General features: G+C 69.9%; 25 protein-coding genes. 4 read left to right on the plus strand and 21 right to left on the minus strand.

Annotated elements, in window-relative coordinates; all coding sequences use genetic code 11:
* Window positions 1-110 precede the first annotated feature (110 nt).
* The 16 genes from fliL to L3i22_RS50890 all read right to left on the minus strand — a co-directional run bounded on the left by fliL (window position 111) and on the right by L3i22_RS50890 (window position 13,142).
* Window positions 111-560 (minus strand): flagellar basal body-associated protein FliL, encoded by a 450-nt coding sequence (gene fliL / locus L3i22_RS50815; RefSeq protein WP_221324545.1) that lies wholly within the window; start codon window positions 558-560, stop codon window positions 111-113.
* Between the two features lie 15 nt (window positions 561-575).
* Window positions 576-1,643: a flagellar motor protein MotB gene (locus L3i22_RS50820; protein ID WP_221324546.1), complete on the minus strand. Its 1,068-nt coding sequence runs from the start codon at window positions 1,641-1,643 to the stop codon at window positions 576-578.
* A 4-nt stretch (window positions 1,644-1,647) separates the two neighbouring features.
* Window positions 1,648-2,439 carry a flagellar motor protein gene (locus L3i22_RS50825; protein WP_221324547.1) on the minus strand — a complete coding sequence of 264 codons (792 nt, stop codon included), beginning with the start codon at window positions 2,437-2,439 and terminating at the stop codon, window positions 1,648-1,650.
* Between the two features lies 1 nt (window position 2,440).
* On the minus strand, window positions 2,441-2,752 hold the full coding sequence (locus tag L3i22_RS50830; RefSeq protein ID WP_255657750.1) for a flagellar FlbD family protein: 312 nt from the start codon (window positions 2,750-2,752) through the stop codon (window positions 2,441-2,443).
* A 198-nt stretch (window positions 2,753-2,950) separates the two neighbouring features.
* Window positions 2,951-4,225, minus strand: coding sequence for a flagellar hook protein FlgE (locus L3i22_RS50835; RefSeq protein ID WP_221324549.1), 1,275 nt, complete (start codon window positions 4,223-4,225; stop codon window positions 2,951-2,953).
* Between the two features lie 50 nt (window positions 4,226-4,275).
* Complete coding sequence (locus L3i22_RS50840) at window positions 4,276-4,722, minus strand: flagellar hook assembly protein FlgD (protein WP_221324550.1); 447 nt, start codon at window positions 4,720-4,722, stop codon at window positions 4,276-4,278.
* Between the two features lie 156 nt (window positions 4,723-4,878).
* Window positions 4,879-5,367 (minus strand): hypothetical protein, encoded by a 489-nt coding sequence (locus L3i22_RS50845; protein WP_221324551.1) that lies wholly within the window; start codon window positions 5,365-5,367, stop codon window positions 4,879-4,881.
* 7 nt (window positions 5,368-5,374) lie between these two features.
* Complete coding sequence (locus L3i22_RS50850) at window positions 5,375-5,737, minus strand: response regulator (RefSeq protein WP_221324552.1); 363 nt, start codon at window positions 5,735-5,737, stop codon at window positions 5,375-5,377.
* Window positions 5,734-6,219 (minus strand): chemotaxis protein CheX, encoded by a 486-nt coding sequence (locus L3i22_RS50855; protein ID WP_221324553.1) that lies wholly within the window; start codon window positions 6,217-6,219, stop codon window positions 5,734-5,736. The genes L3i22_RS50850 and L3i22_RS50855 overlap by 4 nt, the downstream gene beginning before the upstream one ends.
* Window positions 6,216-6,611: a response regulator gene (locus L3i22_RS50860; RefSeq protein ID WP_221324554.1), complete on the minus strand. Its 396-nt coding sequence runs from the start codon at window positions 6,609-6,611 to the stop codon at window positions 6,216-6,218. The genes L3i22_RS50855 and L3i22_RS50860 overlap by 4 nt, the downstream gene beginning before the upstream one ends.
* Window positions 6,608-7,453: a protein-glutamate O-methyltransferase CheR gene (locus tag L3i22_RS50865; RefSeq protein WP_221324555.1), complete on the minus strand. Its 846-nt coding sequence runs from the start codon at window positions 7,451-7,453 to the stop codon at window positions 6,608-6,610. The genes L3i22_RS50860 and L3i22_RS50865 overlap by 4 nt, the downstream gene beginning before the upstream one ends.
* Complete coding sequence (locus L3i22_RS50870) at window positions 7,450-8,646, minus strand: chemotaxis response regulator protein-glutamate methylesterase (protein WP_221324556.1); 1,197 nt, start codon at window positions 8,644-8,646, stop codon at window positions 7,450-7,452. Before L3i22_RS50870 ends, L3i22_RS50865 begins: the two co-directional genes overlap by 4 nt.
* Window positions 8,647-8,659: 13 nt before the next feature.
* Window positions 8,660-9,532 carry a hypothetical protein gene (locus L3i22_RS50875; protein ID WP_221324557.1) on the minus strand — a complete coding sequence of 291 codons (873 nt, stop codon included), beginning with the start codon at window positions 9,530-9,532 and terminating at the stop codon, window positions 8,660-8,662.
* Complete coding sequence (locus L3i22_RS50880) at window positions 9,532-9,969, minus strand: chemotaxis protein CheW (RefSeq protein ID WP_221324558.1); 438 nt, start codon at window positions 9,967-9,969, stop codon at window positions 9,532-9,534. Before L3i22_RS50880 ends, L3i22_RS50875 begins: the two co-directional genes overlap by 1 nt.
* A 1-nt stretch (window position 9,970) precedes the next feature.
* Window positions 9,971-12,319, minus strand: a complete 2,349-nt coding sequence (locus L3i22_RS50885) for a chemotaxis protein CheW (protein ID WP_221324559.1) — start codon at window positions 12,317-12,319, stop codon at window positions 9,971-9,973.
* Window positions 12,320-12,443: 124 nt separating this feature from the next.
* Window positions 12,444-13,142 (minus strand): response regulator transcription factor, encoded by a 699-nt coding sequence (locus tag L3i22_RS50890; RefSeq protein ID WP_185038054.1) that lies wholly within the window; start codon window positions 13,140-13,142, stop codon window positions 12,444-12,446.
* A gap of 408 nt (window positions 13,143-13,550) precedes the next feature.
* Here L3i22_RS50890 and L3i22_RS50895 point away from each other — a divergent pair, with 408 nt between their 5' ends.
* On the plus strand, window positions 13,551-14,210 hold the full coding sequence (locus L3i22_RS50895) for a CAP domain-containing protein (RefSeq protein WP_221324560.1): 660 nt from the start codon (window positions 13,551-13,553) through the stop codon (window positions 14,208-14,210).
* A 4-nt stretch (window positions 14,211-14,214) separates the two neighbouring features.
* Here the strand turns inward: L3i22_RS50895 and L3i22_RS50900 are convergent, their stop codons facing one another.
* A complete protein-coding gene (locus L3i22_RS50900) occupies window positions 14,215-15,288 on the minus strand; it encodes a UDP-N-acetylmuramate dehydrogenase (protein ID WP_255657751.1) in 1,074 nt (357 codons plus the stop codon).
* 61 nt (window positions 15,289-15,349) lie between these two features.
* Here L3i22_RS50900 and L3i22_RS50905 point away from each other — a divergent pair, with 61 nt between their 5' ends.
* The 3 genes from L3i22_RS50905 (at window position 15,350) to L3i22_RS50915 (ending at window position 18,667) form a co-directional block, all read left to right on the plus strand.
* On the plus strand, window positions 15,350-16,111 hold the full coding sequence (locus tag L3i22_RS50905; protein ID WP_221324562.1) for a maleylpyruvate isomerase family mycothiol-dependent enzyme: 762 nt from the start codon (window positions 15,350-15,352) through the stop codon (window positions 16,109-16,111).
* Between the two features lie 118 nt (window positions 16,112-16,229).
* Window positions 16,230-17,633 (plus strand): GH1 family beta-glucosidase, encoded by a 1,404-nt coding sequence (locus L3i22_RS50910; RefSeq protein WP_221324563.1) that lies wholly within the window; start codon window positions 16,230-16,232, stop codon window positions 17,631-17,633.
* A 20-nt stretch (window positions 17,634-17,653) separates the two neighbouring features.
* Entirely contained in the window at window positions 17,654-18,667 is a 1,014-nt protein-coding gene (locus L3i22_RS50915; RefSeq protein ID WP_221324564.1) for a LacI family DNA-binding transcriptional regulator, read from the plus strand.
* A 57-nt stretch (window positions 18,668-18,724) separates the two neighbouring features.
* Here the strand turns inward: L3i22_RS50915 and L3i22_RS50920 are convergent, their stop codons facing one another.
* The 4 genes from L3i22_RS50920 to L3i22_RS50935 all read right to left on the minus strand — a co-directional run bounded on the left by L3i22_RS50920 (window position 18,725) and on the right by L3i22_RS50935 (window position 22,455).
* On the minus strand, window positions 18,725-19,237 hold the full coding sequence (locus L3i22_RS50920) for an O-acetyl-ADP-ribose deacetylase (RefSeq protein WP_221324565.1): 513 nt from the start codon (window positions 19,235-19,237) through the stop codon (window positions 18,725-18,727).
* A 298-nt stretch (window positions 19,238-19,535) separates the two neighbouring features.
* The gene (locus L3i22_RS50925) at window positions 19,536-20,336 is read right to left on the minus strand and encodes an EI24 domain-containing protein (RefSeq protein ID WP_255657752.1); all 801 of its coding nucleotides are present in this window, start codon (window positions 20,334-20,336) and stop codon (window positions 19,536-19,538) included.
* 412 nt (window positions 20,337-20,748) lie between these two features.
* Window positions 20,749-21,117, minus strand: coding sequence for a hypothetical protein (locus tag L3i22_RS54530; RefSeq protein WP_221324566.1), 369 nt, complete (start codon window positions 21,115-21,117; stop codon window positions 20,749-20,751).
* 453 nt (window positions 21,118-21,570) lie between these two features.
* Window positions 21,571-22,455: an alpha/beta fold hydrolase gene (locus tag L3i22_RS50935; RefSeq protein WP_221324567.1), complete on the minus strand. Its 885-nt coding sequence runs from the start codon at window positions 22,453-22,455 to the stop codon at window positions 21,571-21,573.
* Window positions 22,456-22,460 lie beyond the last annotated feature (5 nt).

Below are 22,460 nucleotides of genomic sequence, written 5' to 3' on the forward strand. Positions count from 1 at the left end.
GGACTTCGCGAACCGCTGAGCCCTGGGGCCGTTTTCTGCCCTTATTACACGTCTGGGCGGATCTCCGTGAAGGAGACCCGCCCCGGTCGTGCCGGCTGTTACCGCGTCGGTTACTGCGTCACGAAGGAGGTGTAGTAGATGTCCATGACCTCCTGCTTACCGTCCACCGTGTAGGCCTTGACCAGCTTCGTCAGCAGGTCCGCCTTGAGCTTGGCCCGGCCCTCCTCGGTGGCGAGGTCGGCGATCTTCACACCGGTGTACTCGTCGATCGCCAGCTCGTACGCCTCGTTCAGGTCGACCGCCTCGGTGCTGACGTCGGTCTGCTGCAGGGCGAAGCCGAGCTTCAGGTAGTGCCCGTCGGCCAGGTTGACCGTGATGCTGCTGTCGGCCGCGGTGACGATGCCCTTCGTCGGCGCCGCCTGAGCCGAGTCACCCCGGAGCATGAAGAACGCTCCGGCCCCACCGCCGCCCAGGACCACCAGGGCCGCCGCGATCACGATCATCATCATCTTCTTGGACTTCTTGGGCGCTTCCGCCGTCGTGTCCTTCTCGTCCGCCATGTGAACTCCCCCCGGTCAGTTCTTGGTGTCAGCGATAGTCGTGGAGTAATTGCTGTTCGTGCTGGTGTCCGTGGTCGTGCTCGGGCTCGTGGAGTTGCTGGCCGCGACCTTCTTCGCCGCGGCTTCCGCGGCGGCCTTGGCCTCGGCCGTGGTCTGGCCGGCGTGCAGCTTGCTGTCGGTGCCGGCCGCGTCGGGCAGCAGCGCCGCCTGGTCGGCGGAGAGCATGGTCAGCACAACCACGTCCACCCGGCGGTTCATCGTGATCGAGCGCGGGTCCTTCGGGTCGATCAGCGGCTTGGTGTCGGAGAAGCCGACCGCGCTGAGCCGCTTCTTCGGGATGCCGTGGCCGGTGAAGTACCGGACCGTGGTGGAGGCACGAGCCGCGGAGAGCTCCCAGCCGCTCGGGTAGTACTTGGTCCGCGCGTTCAGCTGGTTGGTGTTGCCGTCCACCTCGATGCTGTTCGGCAGCTTGGCCAGCGACGGGGCGATCGCGTTGAGGATCTTCTCGCCGGTCGGGCGCAGGTCGGCCCGGTCGCCGGCGAAGACGACCTCGTTGGTCACCACCGTGATGATCAGGCCCCGCTGGTCGATCGTGAACTTCACGTTGTTGAGCAGCTTGGCGGCGGCCAGCGCGTCGGAGATCTTGTTCTCGATCGCCTTCATGTTCTCCGCCTCCTTCGCTGCCTTCTCGGCGTTGGCCGAAGCCTTGGCGCGATCCTCGGCCTTGACCGCCCGCTCGACCGCTTCCTTCTGCTTGGTGCTCAGGCCCTCGGTTCCGGAGGACCCGTCACCCGGGTTGGAGCCCGGGTCGATCTGCACGATCTGGGCGTTGTTCGAGGCGCCGTCGAGCGGGGCGTAGTTCCCCTGGAAGGCCGCGCTCTTGGAGCCGAAGCCCGCTGACAAACCCTGCGCCAGCTGGGCGAACTTCTTCTGGTTGATGTCACTCATCGAGAACAGAACTACGAAGAGGACGAACAGCAGGGTGAGCATGTCGGCGTACGACACGAGCCAGCGCTCGTGGTTGACGTGCTCTTCATGCTCCTCATGCCCTTTCTTCTTGCGCTTCGCGCCGCCAGAGCTCATCGGATCAGGCCGCCTTCTTCGAGGAGGCCATGGCCTCAGCCTTCTTCATCTCGTCCGGCGGGAGCAGGCTCCGCAGCTTCTGGGCGACCAGACGCGGGTTCGAGCCGGCCTGGATCGCCAGGACACCGTCGATCACCAGCTCCATCTCCTCGGCCTCGACCGCGCTCAGCCGGGTCAGGCGAGCCGCCATCGGGAGCCAGATGATGTTCGCGCTGAGCACGCCCCACAGGGTGGCGACGAACGCCGCGGAGATCGAGTGGCCCAGCGTCTCGGGCTTGTCGAGGTTCTCCAGCACGTGCACCAGGCCCATGACCGTGCCGATGATGCCGATCGTCGGGGCGTAGCCGCCCATGTTCTCGAAGAACTTCTTGGCCGCGTTGTCGGCCTTCTTCTTCGCGGCGACCTCGGCGTGCAGGATGTCGTGCAGCTCATCCGGGTCGGTGCCGTCGATCGCCAGCTGCAGACCGCGCTTCAGGAAGGGGTGCTCGACCGTCTTGACCGCGTCCTCGAGGGCCAGCAGGCCCTCGCGGCGGGCCCGCTCGGCCAGCTTCACGACGTTGTCGAGCAGCTGGGTCGGCGGCGTCACCTTGGCGGTGAAGGCCTTCTTCAGCACCCCGACGAACCCGGTCGCGTCCTTCAGGACACCGCCGGCCATGGCGGCGGCGAACGCGCCACCGAAGACCAGGATCATCGACGGGATCAGGAGGATGGAGGACGGCGAACCACCCTCCAGGATCTGGACGGTGAAGACGATCACCAGTCCGGCGAGAACTCCGACGATTGTTGAGATGTCCATGTCAGCGGTCCTTCCGGTGCAGCGGGAGCACCTTGGCGTCGAGGTCGTCGTCGTCAGACGAGGAGTGGGCGGCGGCCGTGGGCTCGGGCTCCATGCGACTCGCTTGGGCGATGAGCGAGGCGCGATAGTGACGCACCGAGTCGATGAATTCGGGCACTGATTCAGAGATGACGTACTTGGTGCCGTCCACCAGCGTGACGACCGTGTCCGGCGTGCAGTCCACACGCTCGACCAGGTCCGGGTTCAGCGCGAACACGGCACCGTTGATACGAGTTACGAGGATCAAGACTGTTTCCGTCCTTGGTTGTCTCATCTGGTGTCTGGCCCTCCGTGGCCCTACGCCTAGTACTTCGGCCCGACCTCGGTTGCCGATGAGATCGAGCCGGTCGCTATCCGGGTGCGACCTGCGCCGGTTTTTCCGGACATCCGGGCACCCCCGGGGCAGTACGACAGCGGCCGGGACAGGCACGTATGCCCGTCCCGGCCGCCGGCCGAGAGACTGCCGCTACCGCTAGCGCTTCATGCTGACGAGCTCCTGGAGCAGCTCGTCGGAGGTCGTGATGATCTTCGAGTTGGCCTGGAAGCCACGCTGCGCCACGACCAGGTTGGTGAACTCCTGGGCCAGGTCGACGTTCGACATCTCCAGGGCACCACTGATCACCTGGCCCATGCCGGCCGTGCCGGGCTGGCCGATCTGGGCGTACCCCGAGTTCACCGTGTTCCGGTATTGCGAGTTTCCGACCTTTTCCAGGCCGTCGACGTTCTTGAAGGTGGCCATCGCGACCTGGCCGAGCGTCTGCTTGAGCCCGTTGCTGTAGACGCCGACGATCTCCCCGGTGTCCGAGACGGTGTACGCGAGCGACGTCAGCGCACCGGCCGTCTGCCCGTCGGTGGAGAACACCCGGGCATCGGTCTGCCCCGAGTACATCGTGATGTCGGACAGGTTGAGCTTGTAGTCGCCGATCGTGGCGTTGCCGTCCTTGTCCAGCTCACCCTGGGCCGGCGAGTCGGTGGCGCTGACGATCGCCTTGCCGGTGGTCAGGTCGAGCTCGCCGGTGGCGCCGGAGATCGCGTTGCCGTCCGGGTCGTAGAGCTGGATGTCCCACGTGGTGTCCGGAACGGTGGTGGAGTCCCGGTTGGGGTCGATCGTGCGGGTGAACTTGGCGGTCACCGTGCTGGTGGCGCCCTTGTCGTCGAACACCTTCACCGGGATCGAGACCACGTCCTCGGTGGCCAGCTTGTTCTCCGGGTAGTCCGAGGTCAGGTTGCCCTTGAGGGTGATCGTGCTGGTCTTCGCCGGTGGGATGGTGGCGCCCAGCGGCATCTTGATGTCGCCCGGCTGGCCCTGCGTGTTGACCACGCCGTCGGTCGCCGTCCAGCCCTGCACCGGCTCACCGGTGGTGGTGACGAGCGTGCCGTTGCCGTCGAAGAAGAACGAGCCGGCCCGGGTGTAGAGCTGCTCGTTGCCGCTGCGGGTGACGAAGAAGCCGTCGCCCTGGATCATCATGTCGCCGGACTTGCCGGTGGTCTGCGCGGAGCCCTGGCTGAAGTTCGAGGTGATGCCGGCAACCCGGACACCGAGGCCGACCTGGGACGGGTTGGTGCCGCCCATCCCGCCCTGCGGGGAGCCGGCCGCGCCCTGCATCTGGCTCAGGGCGTCCTCGAACTGCACCGACGCCGACTTGTAGCCGACCGTGTTGACGTTCGCGATGTTGTTGCCCGTGACGTCCATCATCTGCTGGTGCGCGTGCAGGCCACTGATACCGGAGTAGAGAGAACGCAGCATTAAAGATCGTCCTTAGGAATCGAGAAACGGATTGGCAATGGGCGGTCTTATCAGGCGGTCTGCTGAATCTCCGTGACCTTGGACAGCTCCACATCCGTGTTCCCGACCTTGAGCATCGGTTCGCTGTCTCCGTTGAGCTTTGCCGCGGACACCACACCGGTCTGGGTCTGACCGAGCGGGTCCTGGTACGTCACCGTCTTGCCGACCAGCTGGGCCGCGCTCGTCATGCGCTGGCCCTTCATCATGCTGATCATGTCTTCCAGCTTCTCGACCTGCGTGAACTGCGCGGTCTGCGCGAGGAACGCGGTCGAGTCCGCCGGGTTCGACGGGTCCTGGTACTTGAGCTGGGCAACCAACAGCTTCATGAAGGTGTCCTTGTCGCCCAGGTCCTTGTCCTTGGCCTGTTTCTTGACGGCATCGGCCTTCATCGCCTCAGCGGCACGTGCGGCGTCGGAAGAGGCGCCGGTGGCGCCGAATCCAGAGGTCGGCGAGGTCATTGACTTCTCCTGTCCCTTGGCAAGCTCAACTAGTCCTTCGGCCCGGTTGAGGAATTGCTTAGTCCCAAAAAAGTCGCGGGCCCACCGAATTCCGGTGGGCCCGCTACAAGCGATCTTCAGTTTTATCCGCGTGGTCAGCCGCGGCCCGCTGCCCCCTCAGGGCGCCAGCGAGAGGCTGAGCTTGCCCTTGCCGTACCGGCTGACCTCACACATCAGGTCGAGCCGGCGGCCCAGCGCGAGCAGCACCGCGCGGGCGTCGCTCGGCAGCTCCATCCCCGGGTAGATCACCTGGTAGAGCTTGACGTGCGGCCCCCCCTCCTTGTTGAGGAGGCTGGTGAAGATGTTGCACAGCTCGAAGACGTTCTCCGCCAGGTTCGGGAAGAGCTGCTTCTCGTCGATGCTGTCCTCGGCGGCGCCGGCCGGCAGCAGGCCGAGCGCGGCGCCGGCGTTCGCCGCCAGACTCAGCTGCAGACCCATGGCCGCGTAGATCTTCTGGCCGGCGTCGGTGAAGATCGCGACCGTGGCGGTCCGGACCTCTTCCGCGCTGAGCGGGTCGCCAGGGCTGACCGTGACCTCACGACCGAGAAGGTCCTCGAACAGGTTGCGTACGGCTAGAGAGCCGGGAAGAACCGAGACGTCTGACATGTCGCAATCATCCCAAAATAGGAGCGAAGACTTCGTCGAATCGCTCAGCGGTGAAAGGTTTGACGATGAAGAACGCCGAGCCCGAGGCTTCGGCGGCGGTCTTCATCTCGGGCGTGCACTCCGAGGTGACGAAACCGAACTTGACGCTGTTGCCGGCCGCCCGGAGCTGCCGCAACACCTCGATGCCGGTCATCTGGGGCATGTTCCAGTCGGAGATCACCAGATCCGGCTGCTCCGACGTGGTCTTGTCGAACGCCTCCTGCCCGTCGGCGGCCTCGATCAGGTCGTGGTCGCCGAAGCCGGCCTGACGCAGGGTACGGACGACGATCTGCCGCATCACCCGGCTGTCATCGGCGATGAGGATCTTCATGCACCCTCCTCCTTCGTGTCGGTGCTGCTCTGCCACATCGAAATGGACACCGGCTCGCCTTCCCAGAGTCCATAGACGCCGCTGATGCGTTCGGTGTTCGGATAACGCGCCGAGCTCTCCGGCGCGAGCACTACCTGCGGGAGGGACAGTTGCGCGCCCGGCGGGAGCATCGCCTTCACGTTGCCACCGACGATGTTCGCCAGTTCACCGAGCGTGTCGGAGATGTCCTCCTCGCTCACCTCGTCCAGCTCCATGGCCAGGAACGCGGCCGCGGCGCGCTGGGCGGCGGCCCGGGAGGACGAGTACACGATGTGCCCGCTCCACGACCCGGTGATCGATACCGAGGAATGCACCTCGGAGGGCTGGTTCTCGTCGTACGTCTGCATCAGCGGGCTGACGCCCTCCGGATCCAGGTACGCCTCCCACACCTGCTCCACCATCTCAGCGAGGTCGTTCTCGTCCACCTCGACTTCGACACTCATGAGTTCGCTCCGGTTGGCACGAGGCCCAGAAGGGCCAGCTTCTCGATCATGGCGCCCTCGGTGAAGGGCTTGATCACGTACTCGTGGGCACCCGCGGCGAGCGCCCGGACGATCTGACTCTGTTCGCTCTCGGTGGTGACCATCACCAGGGTCATCTCCCGGAGGCGGGGCTCGGCCCGGGCCTTCATGACGAACTCGAGCCCGTTCATGTTGGGCATGTTCCAGTCGATCAGGGCCAGTTCCGGCACCTCGGCCATATCGGCCAGCAGGTCGAGAGCTTCCTTGCCGTCGCCGGCCTCCACCGCCTCGAAGCTCAGCTTCGTGACGATGCGCTTGAGGATCATGCGCATCGCGCGCGAGTCGTCGATAACCATGGCGCGCATCGGCGTCATCCCCTTCTCCCGGCGCCCGCGGGCACCGCGCTACGGATTCGGTAGGCGGATGTGCGGCCGGCGGCCACCCGCTCGTAGTTGTCGTCGATCCCGATCGTCGTCTCGGCGGCGCCGAGGAACAGCCAGCCGTCGGGGCGCAGGATCTTGGCCGCGTTCTGGAGCACCTGCCGCTTGGTCGCGACGTCGAAATAGATCAGGACATTGCGCAGGAAGATCACGTCGAACGGCTGCATCGGCGGGAACGGCGCGGTCAGGCTCATGTGCTTGAACGAGACGTTCCGGCGCAGCGCCGGGATGATCCGCCAGTGCGCGCCGGCCCGCTCGAAGTACTGGACCAGTTGGGTGGCCGGCAGCCCGCGGTTCACCTCGACCTGGCTGTACTCGGCCTTCTCGGCCCGCTCGACCATCGCGGTGGAGATGTCGGTGCCCTGGATCTCGAAGGACCAGCCGGCGGGCAGCGATTCCTGCAACGTGATGGCCAGGCTGTACGCCTCCTGGCCGCTGGAGCTCGCCGCGGACCAGAAGCGCAGCTTGCGCGTGCTGGCCCGCGACTTGATCAGTTCCGGCAGCACCACGTCGGTGAGCGCCGCGAACGGCTCCCGGTCCCGGAAGAAGGACGTCTCGTTGGTGGTCAGCGCGTCGATGATCTTGCGCTGGTGCTGCGGGTTCGGGCGCTTCTGCAGGTCCGAGATGAAGTCGTTCACGTTCGGCGCCCCGACCGCCCGGGCGACCGGGATCAGCCGGGCCTCGACCAGGTACTCCTTGCCGGGCGCCAGCACGATCGACGCCTCGCGCCGCACCATGTTGGCGACGAACGTGAACTCCGCCGAGGTGAGGGTCATCGCGCCACCGCCGGCGACCGACCCACCCGCACCCGGTTCAGGAGGGCGCTCGCGATCCGATCCAGAGGCAGTATCTCGTCCGCCAGACCGGCACCGACCACGGCGCCGGGCATGCCCCAGACCACCGAGCTCGCCTCGTCCTGTGCCAAGATCTCAGCGCCCGCGTCTCGAAGCACTTTCGCACCACCTCGTCCGTCTTGTCCCATTCCAGTGAGCACGGCCGCGAAGGCCGTGCCGCCGTACAGAGCCGCCACCGATCGGAACATCACGTCCACGGCGGGGCGGCAGGAGTTCTCCTGCGGTGCGGTGCTGAGCTGGGTCAGGGTCGACGTGCCCCGGCGGTTGAAGACCAGGTGGCGGTCGCCCGGCGCGATGTAGACGGTGCCGGCCGTGAGCTCCATGCCGTCGCCGGCCTCGACCACCTTCAGCGGAATGCCGCGGTCCAGCCGCTCGGCGAACATCTTGGTGAAGACCGGCGGCATGTGCTGGGTGATCACCACCGGCACCGGCAGGTCCGCCGGCAGGCCGAGCAGCACCTTGGTGAGCGCGTCCGGCCCACCGGTCGAGGAGCCGATCGCCAGGATGTCGATCCGCCCGCTCGGACTGCGCCGCGCGGGCGCGCCGGCCGGGCGGGCCGGGGCCGGGCCGGCGGTGGCCGGACGGGCCGCTCCGGCCGGGGTGAGCCCGGGCCGGCCGGGCACCGGACCGGCACCGGGACGCGGACCGGCCGACGGGGCCGGACCGGCGGACGGTGCGGGACCGCGCGGCGGAGCGCCGGCCGGCGGGCGGCGACGCCCGCCGAGCGCCTGGATCTTCGGGACGAGCTGCTCCCGCACCGCCGCGATGGACTCCTGCACCGAGCCCACGTTGCTGGGCTTGGTGACGTAGTCGGTCGCCCCCGCGGCGAGTGCCTCCAGGGTCGCGCTGGCACCGGCGGCGGACAGCGTGCTGAACATGATCACCGGCAGTTGCGTGTGCCGTTTGCGCAGCTCACGAACGGCTTCGATGCCGTCCATCTCTGGCATCTCGATGTCCATGGTGATCACGTCGGGCTTGAGCTGGTCGATCTTGGCCTGCGCGAGCAGGCCGTTCGCCGCGGTGCCGACCACCTGAATGCCCGGCGCTTCCCCGAGAGCGTCGACGATCAGCCGACGGACCACCACGGAATCGTCGACGACGAGAACCGAGATCATTCGACCACTCCCTTCAACCGAGCCAGGCCGGACCGAGCGCCGCGACGACCGGCGCGAGCAGCCGGTGCGCCGTTGCGGTGTCCAGCAGATCGCGGACCACCAGCGCCTGAACGGCGCCGCTGAGCATGTTCCAGACCCCACCGGCCCGGTCGGCCAGAGGTATGTCGGCCGTGTCCACCGCCTGGACCAGCAGCATCTGTGCCGCGGCCGCGGTGCGGACCCGATCGGAGAGATACGCCGCCCAGGACGCCGAGTGCACGGCGGGCGACCATCCGGCGGTGTTGCGCCGGGCGTCGTCGGCCGCGGTAGCCACCCGGGCCCGGTCCTCCGGCCGCAGCGTGCGCAACCGGTCGAGCAGGGCGGAGACGGTGTAGTGGTGCGGGCCGAGGTCGATCGGCGCACCCATCGGCAGCTTCTTCAGCGCGCCGACCCAGCCGGCCCCGAGCCGTCTGCGGGTGTCGTCGTCCAGCACCTCGCGCAGGTAGCAGCCGACCGCGGCGTCGCAGAGCAGCGCCGTCGCGGCGGACGCCTCCTCGGTCTGCCGGGCGGCCCGGCCGGTGCCCTCCCAGGTCCACGACATCACGTCATACCGAAGGCAGGTGAGCAACGCGTCGACCGAGCCGATCGGCGCCCGCTCGACCAGGGCGAGGTTGCCCGCCGGGTCGTCCTTGGACATGCCCTTGAGGTTGGGCATCCGGCGGGCGGCGCTCTCCACCTCGACCCAGAGCGGGCCCCGGACACCCTCGTCCGGGAGCCGCTCGGCGAGCAGGGGCAGGTCGTCGCGCTGCAGGCGCAGCCCGCGCAGCAGCACGTCGGCCGCCGCCGACCCGCCCGCCAGGCGGGTCAGGTCGAAGCCCAGCACGGGGGCGCTGACCAGGCTGTACATCAGTTCGTAGCGCGGTACGTATCGACCGCCTGATTGACGTCGAGGGCCAGCATCAGGCGCCCGTCCAGCTTGAACGTGCCCACCACCAGCTCCCGGGTGGGCCCGCTCAGCGTGTCCGGCGGGGGTTCGAAGGTCTCGTCGTCCAGGTCGACCACTTCACCGATCTTGTCCACGAGCAGGCTCACCGGCTCCCCGTCGCCACGCAGGATCACGTTCATCACCGGGCCCTGCAGCGCCTGCCGGGCCAGTCCGAGCTGCACCCGCAGGTCGACGGCCGCGATCACCTGACCGCGGAGGTTGAACAGGCCGCCGACGGCGGACGGTGCGAGCGGCACCGGGGTGTACTCGTTGTACGAGAGCACCTCCTGCACGGTGTGCACCTCGACCCCGAAGAGTTGCCCGTCCACCTCGAAGGTGGCGAACTGGCGACTGGCCATGTCAGACCTCCACCAGCATCTCGTCGCCGGCCTCGTTGTAGAAGTTCGGGTCGGCCGCGAGGATCGCCCGGCGTACGTCGAGCAGCTCGGTGACCCGTTGCTGGATCACCGCGGTGCCGACCAGGCCGTCCTCGTCGGCGTCCCGGCGGGCCGTCGTCGAGTTCTCCGCGATGTCCACGATCCGGTCCACCACCAGGGCGACACTGCGGCCGCCCTCGCTGTAGACGACCACCGAGACGGTGTCCCCCTCCGGCTCCTCGCCGTACGCCCCGAGCAGGTGCGACAACCGCACCAGCGGCAGGATCTGGCCCCGGTACTGGACCACCTCCCGGGAGCCGGCGTGTTCGAGCCGGTCCCGCGGGAACTCCTCGAGCCGGGTGACGGTGTCGAGCGGGATCGCCACGCGGCGTTCGCCGACCGCGGTGACCAGCAGACGTTCGGTCCCACCACCGGCGGCCGTGCGCTTCTCGACGACGTTCTCGCGCTCCGAGTCGACCGCCAGGTGCGAGCGCCGGGCCAGCGAGGAGACGTCCAGGATCAGGCCGACCTTGCCGTCGCCGAGGATGGTGGCGCCGGCGTACATCCCGATGTCCTTCAGGCGCGAGTTGAGCGCCTTGACGACGACCTCCTCGGTGTTCAGCACCCGGTCCACGACCAGGCCGAACCGCCGGCCGTCGGCCTGCAGCACCATGATGTAGACGCCCTGGTCGCCGCCGACCTCGAAGCCGAGCGCCCGGTCCAGCCGGACCAGGGGCAGCAGCTTGCCGCGCAGGCGGTAGACGGGCGCGCCGGAGGCGTACTCGACCTTGGTGGTCTTGCCGTCCACGAAGACCAGCTCGAGCACCGCGACCTGGGGCACCACGTAGCGCTGGTCGCCGCAGTCGACGGTGAGCGCCTGGATGATGGCCAGGGTCAGCGGGATGGTGAGCCGCCAGACCGTGCCCTCGCCGGGCGTCGAGTCGACGCTCACCGCGCCGCCGATGCTCTCGATGTTGGTCTTCACCACGTCCATGCCGACGCCGCGGCCGGACACGTTGGTGACCTTGGCCGCGGTCGAGAAGCCGGGCTGGAAGACCATCGCCATGATGTCGCGCTTGTCCATGTTCGGAACCTGCTCCGGCCGGAGCAGCCCGTTCTCCACGGCCTTCTGCGCGATCCGTTCCACGTTCAGGCCGGCGCCGTCGTCGGCGACCTCGACCGCCACGTGCCCACCCTCGTGGTACGCGCGCAGCGTCAGCGTCCCGACCGGCCCCTTGCCGGTGGCGGTCCGGCGCTCCGGCTCCTCGATGCCGTGGTCGACCGCGTTGCGGACCAGGTGGGTCAGCGGGTCCTTGACCGCCTCCAGCAGGCTGCGGTCGAGCTCGGTCTCCTTGCCCTGCATGACCAGCTCGACCTGCTTGCCGAGCGAGTTGCTCAGGTCCCGGACGACTCGGGGCAGCTTCGACCAGATGTGCTCGATCGGCTGCATCCGGGTCTTCATGATGCCCTCTTGCAGCTCACTGGTGATCATGCCGAGCCGCTGCGCGCTGCGCACCAGGCCGGAGTCGCCGATCTCCATCACGCCGCGGACCAGCTGGTTCCGGGCCAGCACCAGCTCGCCGACCATGTTCAGCAGGGTGTCGAGCAGATCGACGTCGACCCGGATCGCGCTGTCCGCGATGCTCCGCTTCGGCGTCTGGGACTGCAGCGCCTCGTTGACCGCGGCCGGCTGGGCCTTCCCCTCGTCCAGCAGGATCGTGCCGAGCTTGCGCTCGTCGCCCTCGATCTGCTGCTGCAGCGCCGACGCGACGTCGGAGGACTGTGCGGCGCCGGCGTCGACCAGGATCTGGCCGAGCGGCTGCCGCTGGTCGGCGATCGGCTCGGGGGCCGGGCGGGTGGCGGCCGGCTCCTCCTCGACCGAGACCGGAGCGGCGGCCGGAGCCGCCGCGGGCGCGGCCGCGGCCGGCGCCGCGGCACCGTCGGTCGGCGCGTCCATCTGCGCCTTGATCCGGACGATCATCGTGTCGACGTCGACCTCGTCCTCGGTGCCCTTCTCCTCGATGGAGGCGAGCAGCGACCGGACGCCGTCGATGCAGAGCAGCAGGACGGTGATGGTCTCCGGGGTGACCGGTTGAACGCCGTCCCGGAGCCGGGACAGCAACGACTCACCCGCGTGCGCCAGCTTCTCCAACCGGGAGAACGCCAGGAACCCGCTGGTGCCTTTGATCGTGTGGATCGCCCGGAAGATGCGGGAGATCAGGTCACGCGAGTCCGGTTCCTGCTCGAGGCTGACGAGATCCCGGTCGATCTGGTCCAGGTTCTCGTGCGACTCCATCAGGAATTCGCCGACGATCTCGCCAAGGTCTTCCACGACACCTACCTCCTGCTCGGCTTCACAGCCCTCATCGACCCCTGCTCGCGCCAACTGAGAAGACTCGTCCGGAACGCCTTTTTCCCTGGGTATCCGGCCATCGGCCCCGTACCCGGCGAAAAGGTCAGGCTTCTCCGCCCGGACGGCGGTAGCGATAGCCGAACCCTCGAACCGACTCGATCGGCGATTCATCCGGATCGGACCAGCCGAGCTTGCGCCGCAGCCGCAGCACCGCGAACTTGACCCGCTCCTGGCCGATGCCGGTCGGGTCGTCCCAGGCCTGGGTCAGCAGCTGGTTCGGCGAAAGCACTGCCCCGGCATGCCGGACCAGTGCGTTGAGCAGGCGGAATTCGGTCGGCGTGAGCCGCTTCTCCTCGCCTTTGACATAGACCCGGCGCTTGGTCGGGTCCAGGTGCACCAGACCGTCGTCGTAGATCTGGCTGGCCCAGCTGTTCTGTCCGCTCGACGAGCGGCGCAACAGCGCCTCGACCCGGGCCAGCAGCTCGTTGTTCGCGAACGGCTTGGTCAGATAGTCGTCGGCCCCGCCCCGCAGGCCACGGACCTTCTCCGCCTCCTGGCCGTGCGCGGTGAGCACCAGCACCGGCACGTCCGAGACGTCCCGCAACCGCTCCAGCACCTGCCAGCCGTCCATCTCCGGCAGACCGACGTCGAGCACCACCAGATCGGGGTGCTCGGCATAGGCCTCCTTGAGACCGGACCGGCCGTCCGCGGCGTGGGCCACCTCGTACCCGGCCCGGCTGAACAGCAGCCGCAGGGCGAGTGCGATGTCCGGGTCATCCTCGACCACGAGTAGGCGACTCATCGTGTGCTCACCCTTGCCCCCAACCCGTGCTCGCGCCCGGTTTCGGGCACGGCCGATCCCCGGGCGCGATCGCGCCGGAGATTCGGTGTCTTGCCTGGCACCGCCCACATGACCGCAGGCGGGATATTCAAAGGCGCAAAAACACCATAGCGTGATGTCACGGCCTATTTACGGACAGTGACAGTTTAGGGGTAAAGGCGGTGTACACGGGCTGGTCTTCCAGGAACCGGAGACCCGAGGCCGCGGGTGGGCACGGTCCGCTTTCCGCCGCCGGGCGGCCGATCCCCTCAGGATTTCATTTCCGGTACGGCTTTTCCGCCATTCCGCGAAAGATGTGACAAGTGGCCAAGTACGGGGTCGGATATCCCTGGTGGACGAATCGCGTCCACGCGGATCCGGGAGGAACCCGTGTTCGAGAAGGTGGTACGCCGCGCCTCAGTGGTCGCGGCCGCGCCCGCACTGATCGCCCTGCCCGTCGCACTGTTCGCGTTGCCGCACGCGGTGCACGCCCAGGGTCCGGTGGTCCCGGCGCGCCAGGCACCCCGAGTGATCATCACCCCGGGGCCCGAACCGGACACGTCACCCGACCCGGCGACTTCACCGGCCACCCCGGCGGCGCCGATCACCCCGAACATCGCCGCGGCCCCGGCCGGCGCGGCCACCCCGGATCCGGAGAAGGCCCGGGCACGCACGCTGATGCACCAGGTCATCCGGCTGACCAACCGGGAGCGGGCGGCGAACGGCTGCCCGAAGGTGGGGGTCGACCACGAGCTGATCGTGGCGTCCGCCGCACAGAGTTACTACATGGCGCGGACCCGGCTGTTCAGCCACGTCTGGCGGGACGGCTCCACCTTCGCGATGCGGGCGACCCGGGCCGGGTACCGCGCGCCGGCCGGCGAGAACATCGCCTGGGGCTACCCGACCGCGCCCGAGGTGATGCGGGCCTGGATGGCCAGCCCCGGGCACCGGGCGAACATCCTCAACTGCGGGGCCCGCAAGATGGGCGCGGCCATCGTCTACGCGGCGGACGGCACGCCGTACTACACCCAGACGTTCGGCTGGCGCTGAACCGCTAAAGAGCGCAGTTCACCAGGACGGGCTCGGGGTGCAGGTCGATGCCGTACCGGTCACGCACCCCGTCCCGGATGGTCCGGGCCAGCGCCAGCAGCGCGCCGGTGGTCCCGGCGCCACGGTTGGTCAGCGCCAGCGTGTGCTTCGTCGAGATGGACACCCCGTCGCCGGCGAAGCCCTTCGGGAAGCCGGCGTGCTCGATCAGCCAGGCCGCCGGGACCTTCACCGTGCCATCGGCGCCCGGCCAGCCCGGGATCTCGCCCCGGGCCGCGGTCAGCTCCGCGAAGAGCTCCGCGGGGATCACCGGGTTGGTGAAGAACGAGCCCACCGACCAGGTGTCCCGGTCCTCCGGGTCGAGCACCATGCCCTTGCCGGCCCGCAGCTTCAGCACGGTCTCCCGGGCGAGCTGCAGCGGCACCCGGTCGCCCGCCTCGACACCGAGTTGGCGGGCCAGCTCGGCGTACCGGATCGGGGCCGAGAGATCCTCCGCGGCCAGCCGGAAGTCGACCGCGGTGACCAGGTAGCGGTCGTTGTGCTTGAACACGCTGGAGCGGTACCCGAAACGGCACTCCGCCGGGGTCATCGCCAGCTGCCGGTCGTCGATCCGGTCGTAGGCGTGCACCGCCGCGATGGTGTGCGCCACCTCCTGACCGTAGGCGCCCACGTTCTGGATCGGGGTGGAGCCGGCCGCGCCCGGGATACCGGACAGGCACTCGACGCCGGACCAGCCCTTGTTCACCGCGTACGCCACGAAGTCGTCCCAGGGCTCGCCGGAGGCGACCCGGACCAGCACCTCGCCGGCGCCCTCCGAGACCACCTCGATCCCGCGGTTGCGCAGCAACAGCACCTCGCCGGCGAAGCCGGCGTCACCGATCACGACGTTGCTGCCGCCGGCCAGGACCAGCAGCGGGCGTCCCCCGGCAGTGGCACGTCGCACCGCGGCGACGGCCTCGCCCGTGTCGACAGCGGTGGTCACCGTGCCGGCCGGGCCACCGAGGCGTAGCGTCGTATGAGCCGCCAAGTTGGGGTATGTGTCGGCCAAGTGATCGGCGAATGCGTCGGGCACGCCGTTCACCCTAAGCTCACCAGGCGGATGTGATTGCACCGGCGGTCCGGCCGAGCGGGAGACGACTGCGATGAACAGGTTGCACGCGACGAAGGACTTCTGGCTGGCGGCCCTGCGGGCCGACGGCCCGGCCCTGCGGGACGCCGTGGCCGAGACCGGCCCGGACGTGCCCGTCCCCGGGGTGCCCGAGTGGACCACCGCCGGCCTCACCTTCCACCTGACCGACCTGCTGCGCTGGGTCCGCGCCACGGTCACCCGCGGCGTGACCGACCGGCCCGAGCCGGTCACCGCGCCGGACTCGCGCCCGGAGTGGGACGAGGCGCTCGACCAGCTCCGGCGCGAGCTGACCGGGACGATCGAGACGCTGGAGGCGCTCGACCCGGACTTCGCCGCGTGGAACTGGGCGCCGCAGCCGAAACGGGCGGTGTTCTGGGACCGGCGGATCGCGCACGAGGTCTCGGTGCACCGCTGGGACGCCGAGGCGGCGGCCGGGCGGCCCACCCCGATCGAGACGAAGCTGGCCACCGACGGGGTGGCCGAGATCCTCGACACCTGGCTGCCGGCCGGCCGGCGGCAGGGGCCGACCGATCTGCACGGCGTGGTCCACCTGGTCGGTACGGACGCCGAGCAGGAGTGGTTCGTCCGGCTGCGCGGCGAGGGGATCGCGCTGCTGGACACCGGGACGATCCTGGACAGCGACGATCACCACGCCCGGGCCAAGGCGATCGGCACGACGAGTGATCTGCAGCTGGCGCTGATGGGCCGCAAACGCCCCGACCAGCTCGCGATCAGCGGCGATCCGCGCTTGTTCCAGGCCCTCCGAACCGGGTAAGGCCCGCACGCTCAGCTCTGCTGCGGGGAGATGACGTCCCGCTATCGGTTCCGTCTCGTAAGATGAACCGGTTAAGTTAGGGCGGACTGATCATGCGGAACAAGGAAGCGGTGAAGACATGACGGCAACCGTCACGTCCACGTCGGCGCAGCCGGCGCGTGCGGGGGTCACTTTCCCCGACGGCTTCGTCTGGGGCGCGGCCACGGCCTCGTACCAGATCGAGGGCGCGGCACGGGAGGACGGTCGCGGCCCGTCCATCTGGGACACGTTCAGCCGGACACCCGGAAAGGTGTACGGCGGTCACACCGGCGACATCGCCTGCGACCACTACCACCGGTACGTCGACGACGTCGCGCTGATGGCCGACCTGGGCCTGGCGTCGTACCGGTTCTCGGTCGCCTGGCCCCGGGTCCGCCCGGACGGCACCGGCCCGGTCAACACCCGGGGCCTGGACTTCTACGACCGGCTCACCGACGAGCTGCTCGGCAAGGGCATCGACCCGGTGGTCACGCTCTACCACTGGGACCTTCCGCAGACGCTGGAGGACCGCGGCGGCTGGGCGAACCGGGAGACCGCCGAGGCGTTCGGCGAGTACGCCGAGATCGTCTACCGCCGCCTCGGCGACCGGGTCGGCACCTGGACCACGCTGAACGAGCCGTGGTGCTCCGCCTACCTCGGCTACGGCTCCGGCATCCACGCCCCCGGCGTGCAGGACCCGGCCAAGGCGCTGGCCGCGGTGCACCACCTGAACCTGGGCCACGGCCTGGCCGCGCAGGCGCTGCGGGCGGCCGGCGCGCAGCGGATCAGCATCACGCTGAACCCGTGCGAGGTCTACCCGGTGGACCCGGAGCGCGAGGCCGACCGGGACGCCGCCCGGCTGATCGACGGGCTGGCCAACCGGATCTTCTTCGACCCGCTGCTGCGCGGGGAGTACCCGGCGGACGTGCTCGAGCACATCGCCCGGCTGACCGACCTGTCCTGGCTGCGGGACGGCGACCTGGCGATCATCAACCAGCCGCTCGACGTGCTGGGGATCAACTTCTACAACCCGGCGTACGTGTCGGCCAAGCCGGGCGCGCCCGGCGACCTGTCCTACCCGGGCAGCGAGGGCATCGCGTTCCGCCCGCCGGTCGGCCCGGTCACCGACATGAACTGGCCGATCGAGCCGGCCGCGCTCACCCGCCTGCTCACCCGGATCCACCAGGACTACCCGGGCACCCCGCTGATGATCACCGAGAACGGCGCGGCGTTCCCGGACGGCCCCGGCCCCACCGGCGAGGTCGCCGACACCCGCCGGATCGACTACGTCGACGGTCACCTGCGCGCCTGCTACGACGCACTGGCCGCCGGTGTCGATCTGCGGGGATACTTCCTGTGGTCGCTGATGGACAACTTCGAATGGGCCGAGGGCTACCGTAAGCGCTTCGGTATCGTGCACGTCGACTACACGACGCAGCAGCGCGTGCTCAAGGACAGCGCGAAGTGGTACCGCGAGGTGATCCGGCGCAACGGCCTGGAGTGACCCGGATTTAGGAGCAGTTTGTGACGACGCGGGAGCGGCCCACCCTGGAAGCGGTGGCCCGGCGCGCCGGGGTGTCCCGCGCGACCGTTTCCCGCGTCGTCAACGGCTCCACCACGGTGGCCGTCGCCATCCGGGAGGCGGTCAACCGCGCCGTCGAGGAGTTGGGGTACGTGCCCAACCAGGCCGCCCGCAGCCTGGTCACGCAGCGGACCGACTCGGTCGCGCTGATCCTGCCGGAGACGGCGAACCGGGTCTTCTCCGACGACCTGTTCTTCCCGGCGATCATCCGCGGGGTCGGCATGGAGCTGGAAGCCGCCGACAAGCAGCTCGTGCTGATGATGACCGGCTCCGAGGCCGGCCATCACCGGGTCGAGCGCTACGCGGTCGCCGGTCACGTCGACGGCGTCATGTTCGCCTCGATCCACGGCGCCGACCCGCTGCCCGGCATGCTCGCCCGGCGTGGCATCCCGGTGATCTGCAGCGGCCGCCCGATGACCGCCGAGCCGCCGGTGCCCTACGTCGACGTCGACCACGCCGGTGGGGTGGCCGCCGCGCTCCGGCACCTGATCACCGGCGGGCGGCAGCGGATCGCCACCATCGCCGGCCCGCAGGACATGGTCGCCGGGATCGAGCGGCTGGCCGGCTACACCGACACGCTGAGCGCGGCCGGGCTGCCGGCGACCGTGGAGATCGGCGACTTCACCCGCGAGTCCGGGATCGCCGCGATGCGCGCGCTGCTCGACCGGGACCCCGGGCTGGACGCCGTCTTCGTCGCGTCCGACCTGATGGCGCACGGCGCGCTGCTGGCCCTGCGGGAGGCCGGGCGCCGCGTCCCGTCGGACGTCGCGGTGATCGGCTTCGACGACTTCGACATCAGCCGGTACAGCGATCCGCCGCTCACCACGGTCCGGCAGCCGATCGGCGAGATCGGCCAGACGCTCGCCCGGCAGATGCTGCGGCTGATCAGCGGAGAGTCCGAGGTGCCGGAGTCGCTGGTGCTCCCGACCGAGCTCATCGTCCGCGATTCCGCTTGAAGATCTTTTAAGACCCTCAACCCGCGACGGTACGACCGGTGCCCGCGCTTCCGCTTTTCACAGACCCGCGACGGTACGGGCCGTGGCCGCGACCTCCGGGCCGAACAGCACCAGGCTGGCCGTCCGCAGGTGCTCGGGCTCGGCGGCGCGCAGCACGTCCAGCGCCTGCCGGACCGCGTCGTCGACCGGCCAGCGGTAGATCCCGGCCGAGATCAGCGGGAACGCGATACTCGCCGCACCCAGCTCGTCGGCGACCCGCAACGAGTTGGCATAGCAGGATCGCAGCAGCTCGGAGCGGTCCTCGGTAGCGCTGAAGACCGGCCCGACGGTGTGCACCACCCAGCGGGCCGGCAACCGGCCGGCGGTGGTCGGGACGGCCTGCCCGGTGGGCAGCCCCCGGCCGTACTTCGAGGCCCGCAGCATCCGGGTCTCGGCGAGGATCTCCGGGCCGCCCTTGCGGTGGATCGCCCCGTCCACCCCGCCGCCGCCGAGCAGCGAGGAGTTGGCGGCGTTGACGATCACGTCCACGCGCTGGCCGGTGATGTCCCCTTCAACCAGCTCGACCTTCATCTCACCCTCCCCATGCCGGCCATCCGAACGGTCACCAGCAACGCACGCCCCACCCGGACCGTCAACGCCTTTCCCCTTACTCAAGCGCACCCCAGCGGGGCGGGAGGCGCGGCTGGGCCGGGAGTGGCGGCTGGCCGGCGTGGGTCCTTTTGACCGCAACCACCCTCGGACGTCGCCCTGGAGGGCTTCGCGTTCAGGGCGCGCCAGCGCCCTGCGAAGCCCGGAAGGGTCCCCGCGGGAGCGACGATCAGTTATTGGCCGCAGCGTAGGACCGGAATTTCCCGAATTTGATCTTGATCTAGAGCGAGCTGACCGTGGTGATCTCGATGGGGCGGCCGAGGACCCGGCGTGACAGCAGGGTGGCGCCGGCGATCGCCGCGGGCATCAGGAAGATCGCGCCGAGCGGGATCAGGAACGTGCAGAACACCGCGACGCCGAAGCCGAGGGTGAGCGGCACGTTCCCGGCGAGCGCCACGCGGCGGTGCCGCAGACGCTGGCCGCGCCGCTGGAACGGGACGCCGGTCAGCTCCAGCGCGAGCAGCCAGCCGCCGACCGCGCCGGCCAGCACCGGGATCACCGTCTGGCCGACCAGCGGCAGGAAACCGAGCAGGAAGAGCGGGATGCCGGCCAGGATCGACAGGCCGATCAGGCGCAACGAGTCGGCCAGGCTGCGGCGCAACGACGCCCAGAAACTCACCTCGACCGCGTCGGGCACGCCGCCGAACCGGTCCTCGACCAGCTCGGAGATCTTCTCGTAGAACGGATCCCCGATCAGCAGCGTCACCGCCGTGAAGGTCAGCACGCCCAGCAGCAGCGCCAGCCCGACCAGGCCGGCGCCGGCCAGCACCTCGACGAAGTCCCGCCAGAAGCCGGACCAGCCGCCGGCGAACCAGGTGACCCGCTCGGACAGCTGCGGCAGGAACCGGACCAGCAGGACCAGGCCGATCGTGTAGAGCACCCCGGAGATCAGCGCCGGGAGCAGCCCCAGGCCGAGCAGCCGGGGACTACGCAGAACCAGGCCGAGCCCACGGCCGAGCAGCCCGGCCCCGGTCACGAATTGGCGGACGGCGGTCAGCGGCCGATTCTGATCTTCCTTCACGAACCGCGAGCTTAGTGGTGCGTGTCTCGTCCGGCATGTCCTGGCGCGGCGCGTTCCACGCATTGATCCCCGCTACCGGCCCGGCGACGCCCAGCCGCCCGGCCACACCATGCCCGCGCTGTCGCGCCGCCCGGCCACACCGCGGCGCCCAGCCGCCCGGCCACACCGCGCCCGCACTGTCGCGTCGCCCGGCCACAACTCGCCGCGCTGCCACGCCGGGCCGCAACGTCCGGCCGCACGGCCCAGCCTCGCGGGCGCTTCGCCCCACCTGCGCCGCGCCGCCCACCTGCGCCGCGCCGCCCACCTGCGCCGCGCCGCCCACCTGCGCCGCGCCGCCCACCTGCGCCGCGCCGCCCACCTGCGCCGCGCCGCGCCGCCGGCCTCGCCGGGGCGCGTTGCTCGGCCGTCTGGGTCAGGAGCCGGAGATCGGTCCGGCGGAGGGGGCGTCACTTGCGGTTGGGGCGAGGGTCTCGGACGGCGTCGGGGTCGGGTCCGGCGGGCCGGTGACCTGGGTCGGCGTGGGTACCGGCGGCATGCTCAGGATCGGCGGCGGGGACGAGGTCGGCACGGTGGCCGGGGGCGCCGAAGCGGCCACCGTCACGGTCTTGGTGATCACCGTGCTGCTGACGACCACGACCGGTGAGGGCCCCGCGTCAGCCGGCCGCCCGGCGTATCCGGCGGTGGCGGGCCTGGTCCGGCCGGGGGCGACGCCGAGACCGCCGCTGCCACCGGCGCCGCCGGAGTCGAGCGCCGAGTCGGTACGCACGACGGGTGTGCCCATCGCCCAGCCGACCACGACCGCGAAGGGCAGTCCGATCGCTACAAGACCGATAAAAACGGATTTAGGGGACAATCGCACATCAGAAGCATCGCCCAAGAGCGCGAAAAGTTACGGTTTTCGGACACGAACGGCCTAAAGGCTGGCATAAGCCCCTCATCCTTTCGGCCATCCCGCCAAAGCCCGCATCCGGCCCGAAGCCGGCCCGAAGCCGTGCGCCAGGTTTCGGCTCGTGAACCGCCTCGGCGGCTCCCCGAGGCAACGCCCGCCAGGCTTTCGGGTGCGGGTCGCGATGGGATGCGGCGCCGGGGCGCTGCCAAGCGCGGGCGCTGCCAAGCGCGGGCGCTGCCAAGCGCGGGCGCCGCAGAGCGCGGGCGCTGCCAAGCGCGGGCGCCGCAGAGCGCGGGCGCTGCCAAGCGCGGGCACCGCGAGGGGTGGGTGCCGCGAGGGGTGGGGCTAGTCGTTCAGGAAGGTTGAGATGCGGTCGCGCAGGTCGGTCCGGTCCGTCCACAGGACCGACGGGCGGTCGTAGACGTGCAGGTCAGCGCCGAGCAACCCGGCCAGCCGCTCCGCCCACGACACCGGATGGATCTCGTCGTCCCGGCAGCCCAGGATCAGCGCCCGCCCCCGGAACGCCTTGAGCAGCGACTCGTCCGGGACGGCCGGATCGGTCCAGAGCGTCGCCAGCTCTGGGGCCAGCCCCTCGCGCTGCAGTTGCTCCACCCGCTGCCGCAGGTAGCTCCAGCCGGCCGGGGTGTTCCGGACCGAGGGTGGCAGCTCCGCCTCGACCGCGTCGGCGATCATCGCGGCCTCGCCGGACTCGACGGAGGCGAGCAGCCGGTCGAGGCGCTGCACGGCGGCGGCGGGGCGGCGGCCGTCGAGCGGGGCGGGCAGGTAGAGGACGATCCGGTCGAAGCGGTCCGGGGTGTCGGCGAGCAGGCGGCACAGCGCGCCGGCGCCCATGCTCACGCCGAGGGCCCGGGTCGCGCCGGCCAGGTCGGCGACGCCGCGCAGGTCGGTGGCGAGGTCGCCGAAGCTCCACGGGCCGGGCGGCGCGTCGGAGCGGCCGTGCCCGCGGAACTGGAAGAACGTCCGGCGGCCGAGGACCGCACTGCCGAGCGGACGGGTGCTCGCGATGTCGCCGGCCAGCCCGTGGGCGAAGACCGTCCGCGGCTCGCCGGTGCCGGTGGTGAGCTGCTCCACCCGTACCCCGGAAGCGAGGGTGACCAGCTCGGTGGCCGAACCCGGCAGCGTAGGGCGACCGGAGCGCGGCCCGGTCCGGTCGGAGCGCTGGGAGCGGGGCCCGCCGTCCGGCGGCGGCGCGCCGAAGCGACCCCTCACCGACG

The organism is Actinoplanes sp. L3-i22 (assembly GCF_019704555.1).
In the GTDB taxonomy this organism is placed as follows: Bacteria; Actinomycetota; Actinomycetes; order Mycobacteriales; family Micromonosporaceae; genus Actinoplanes.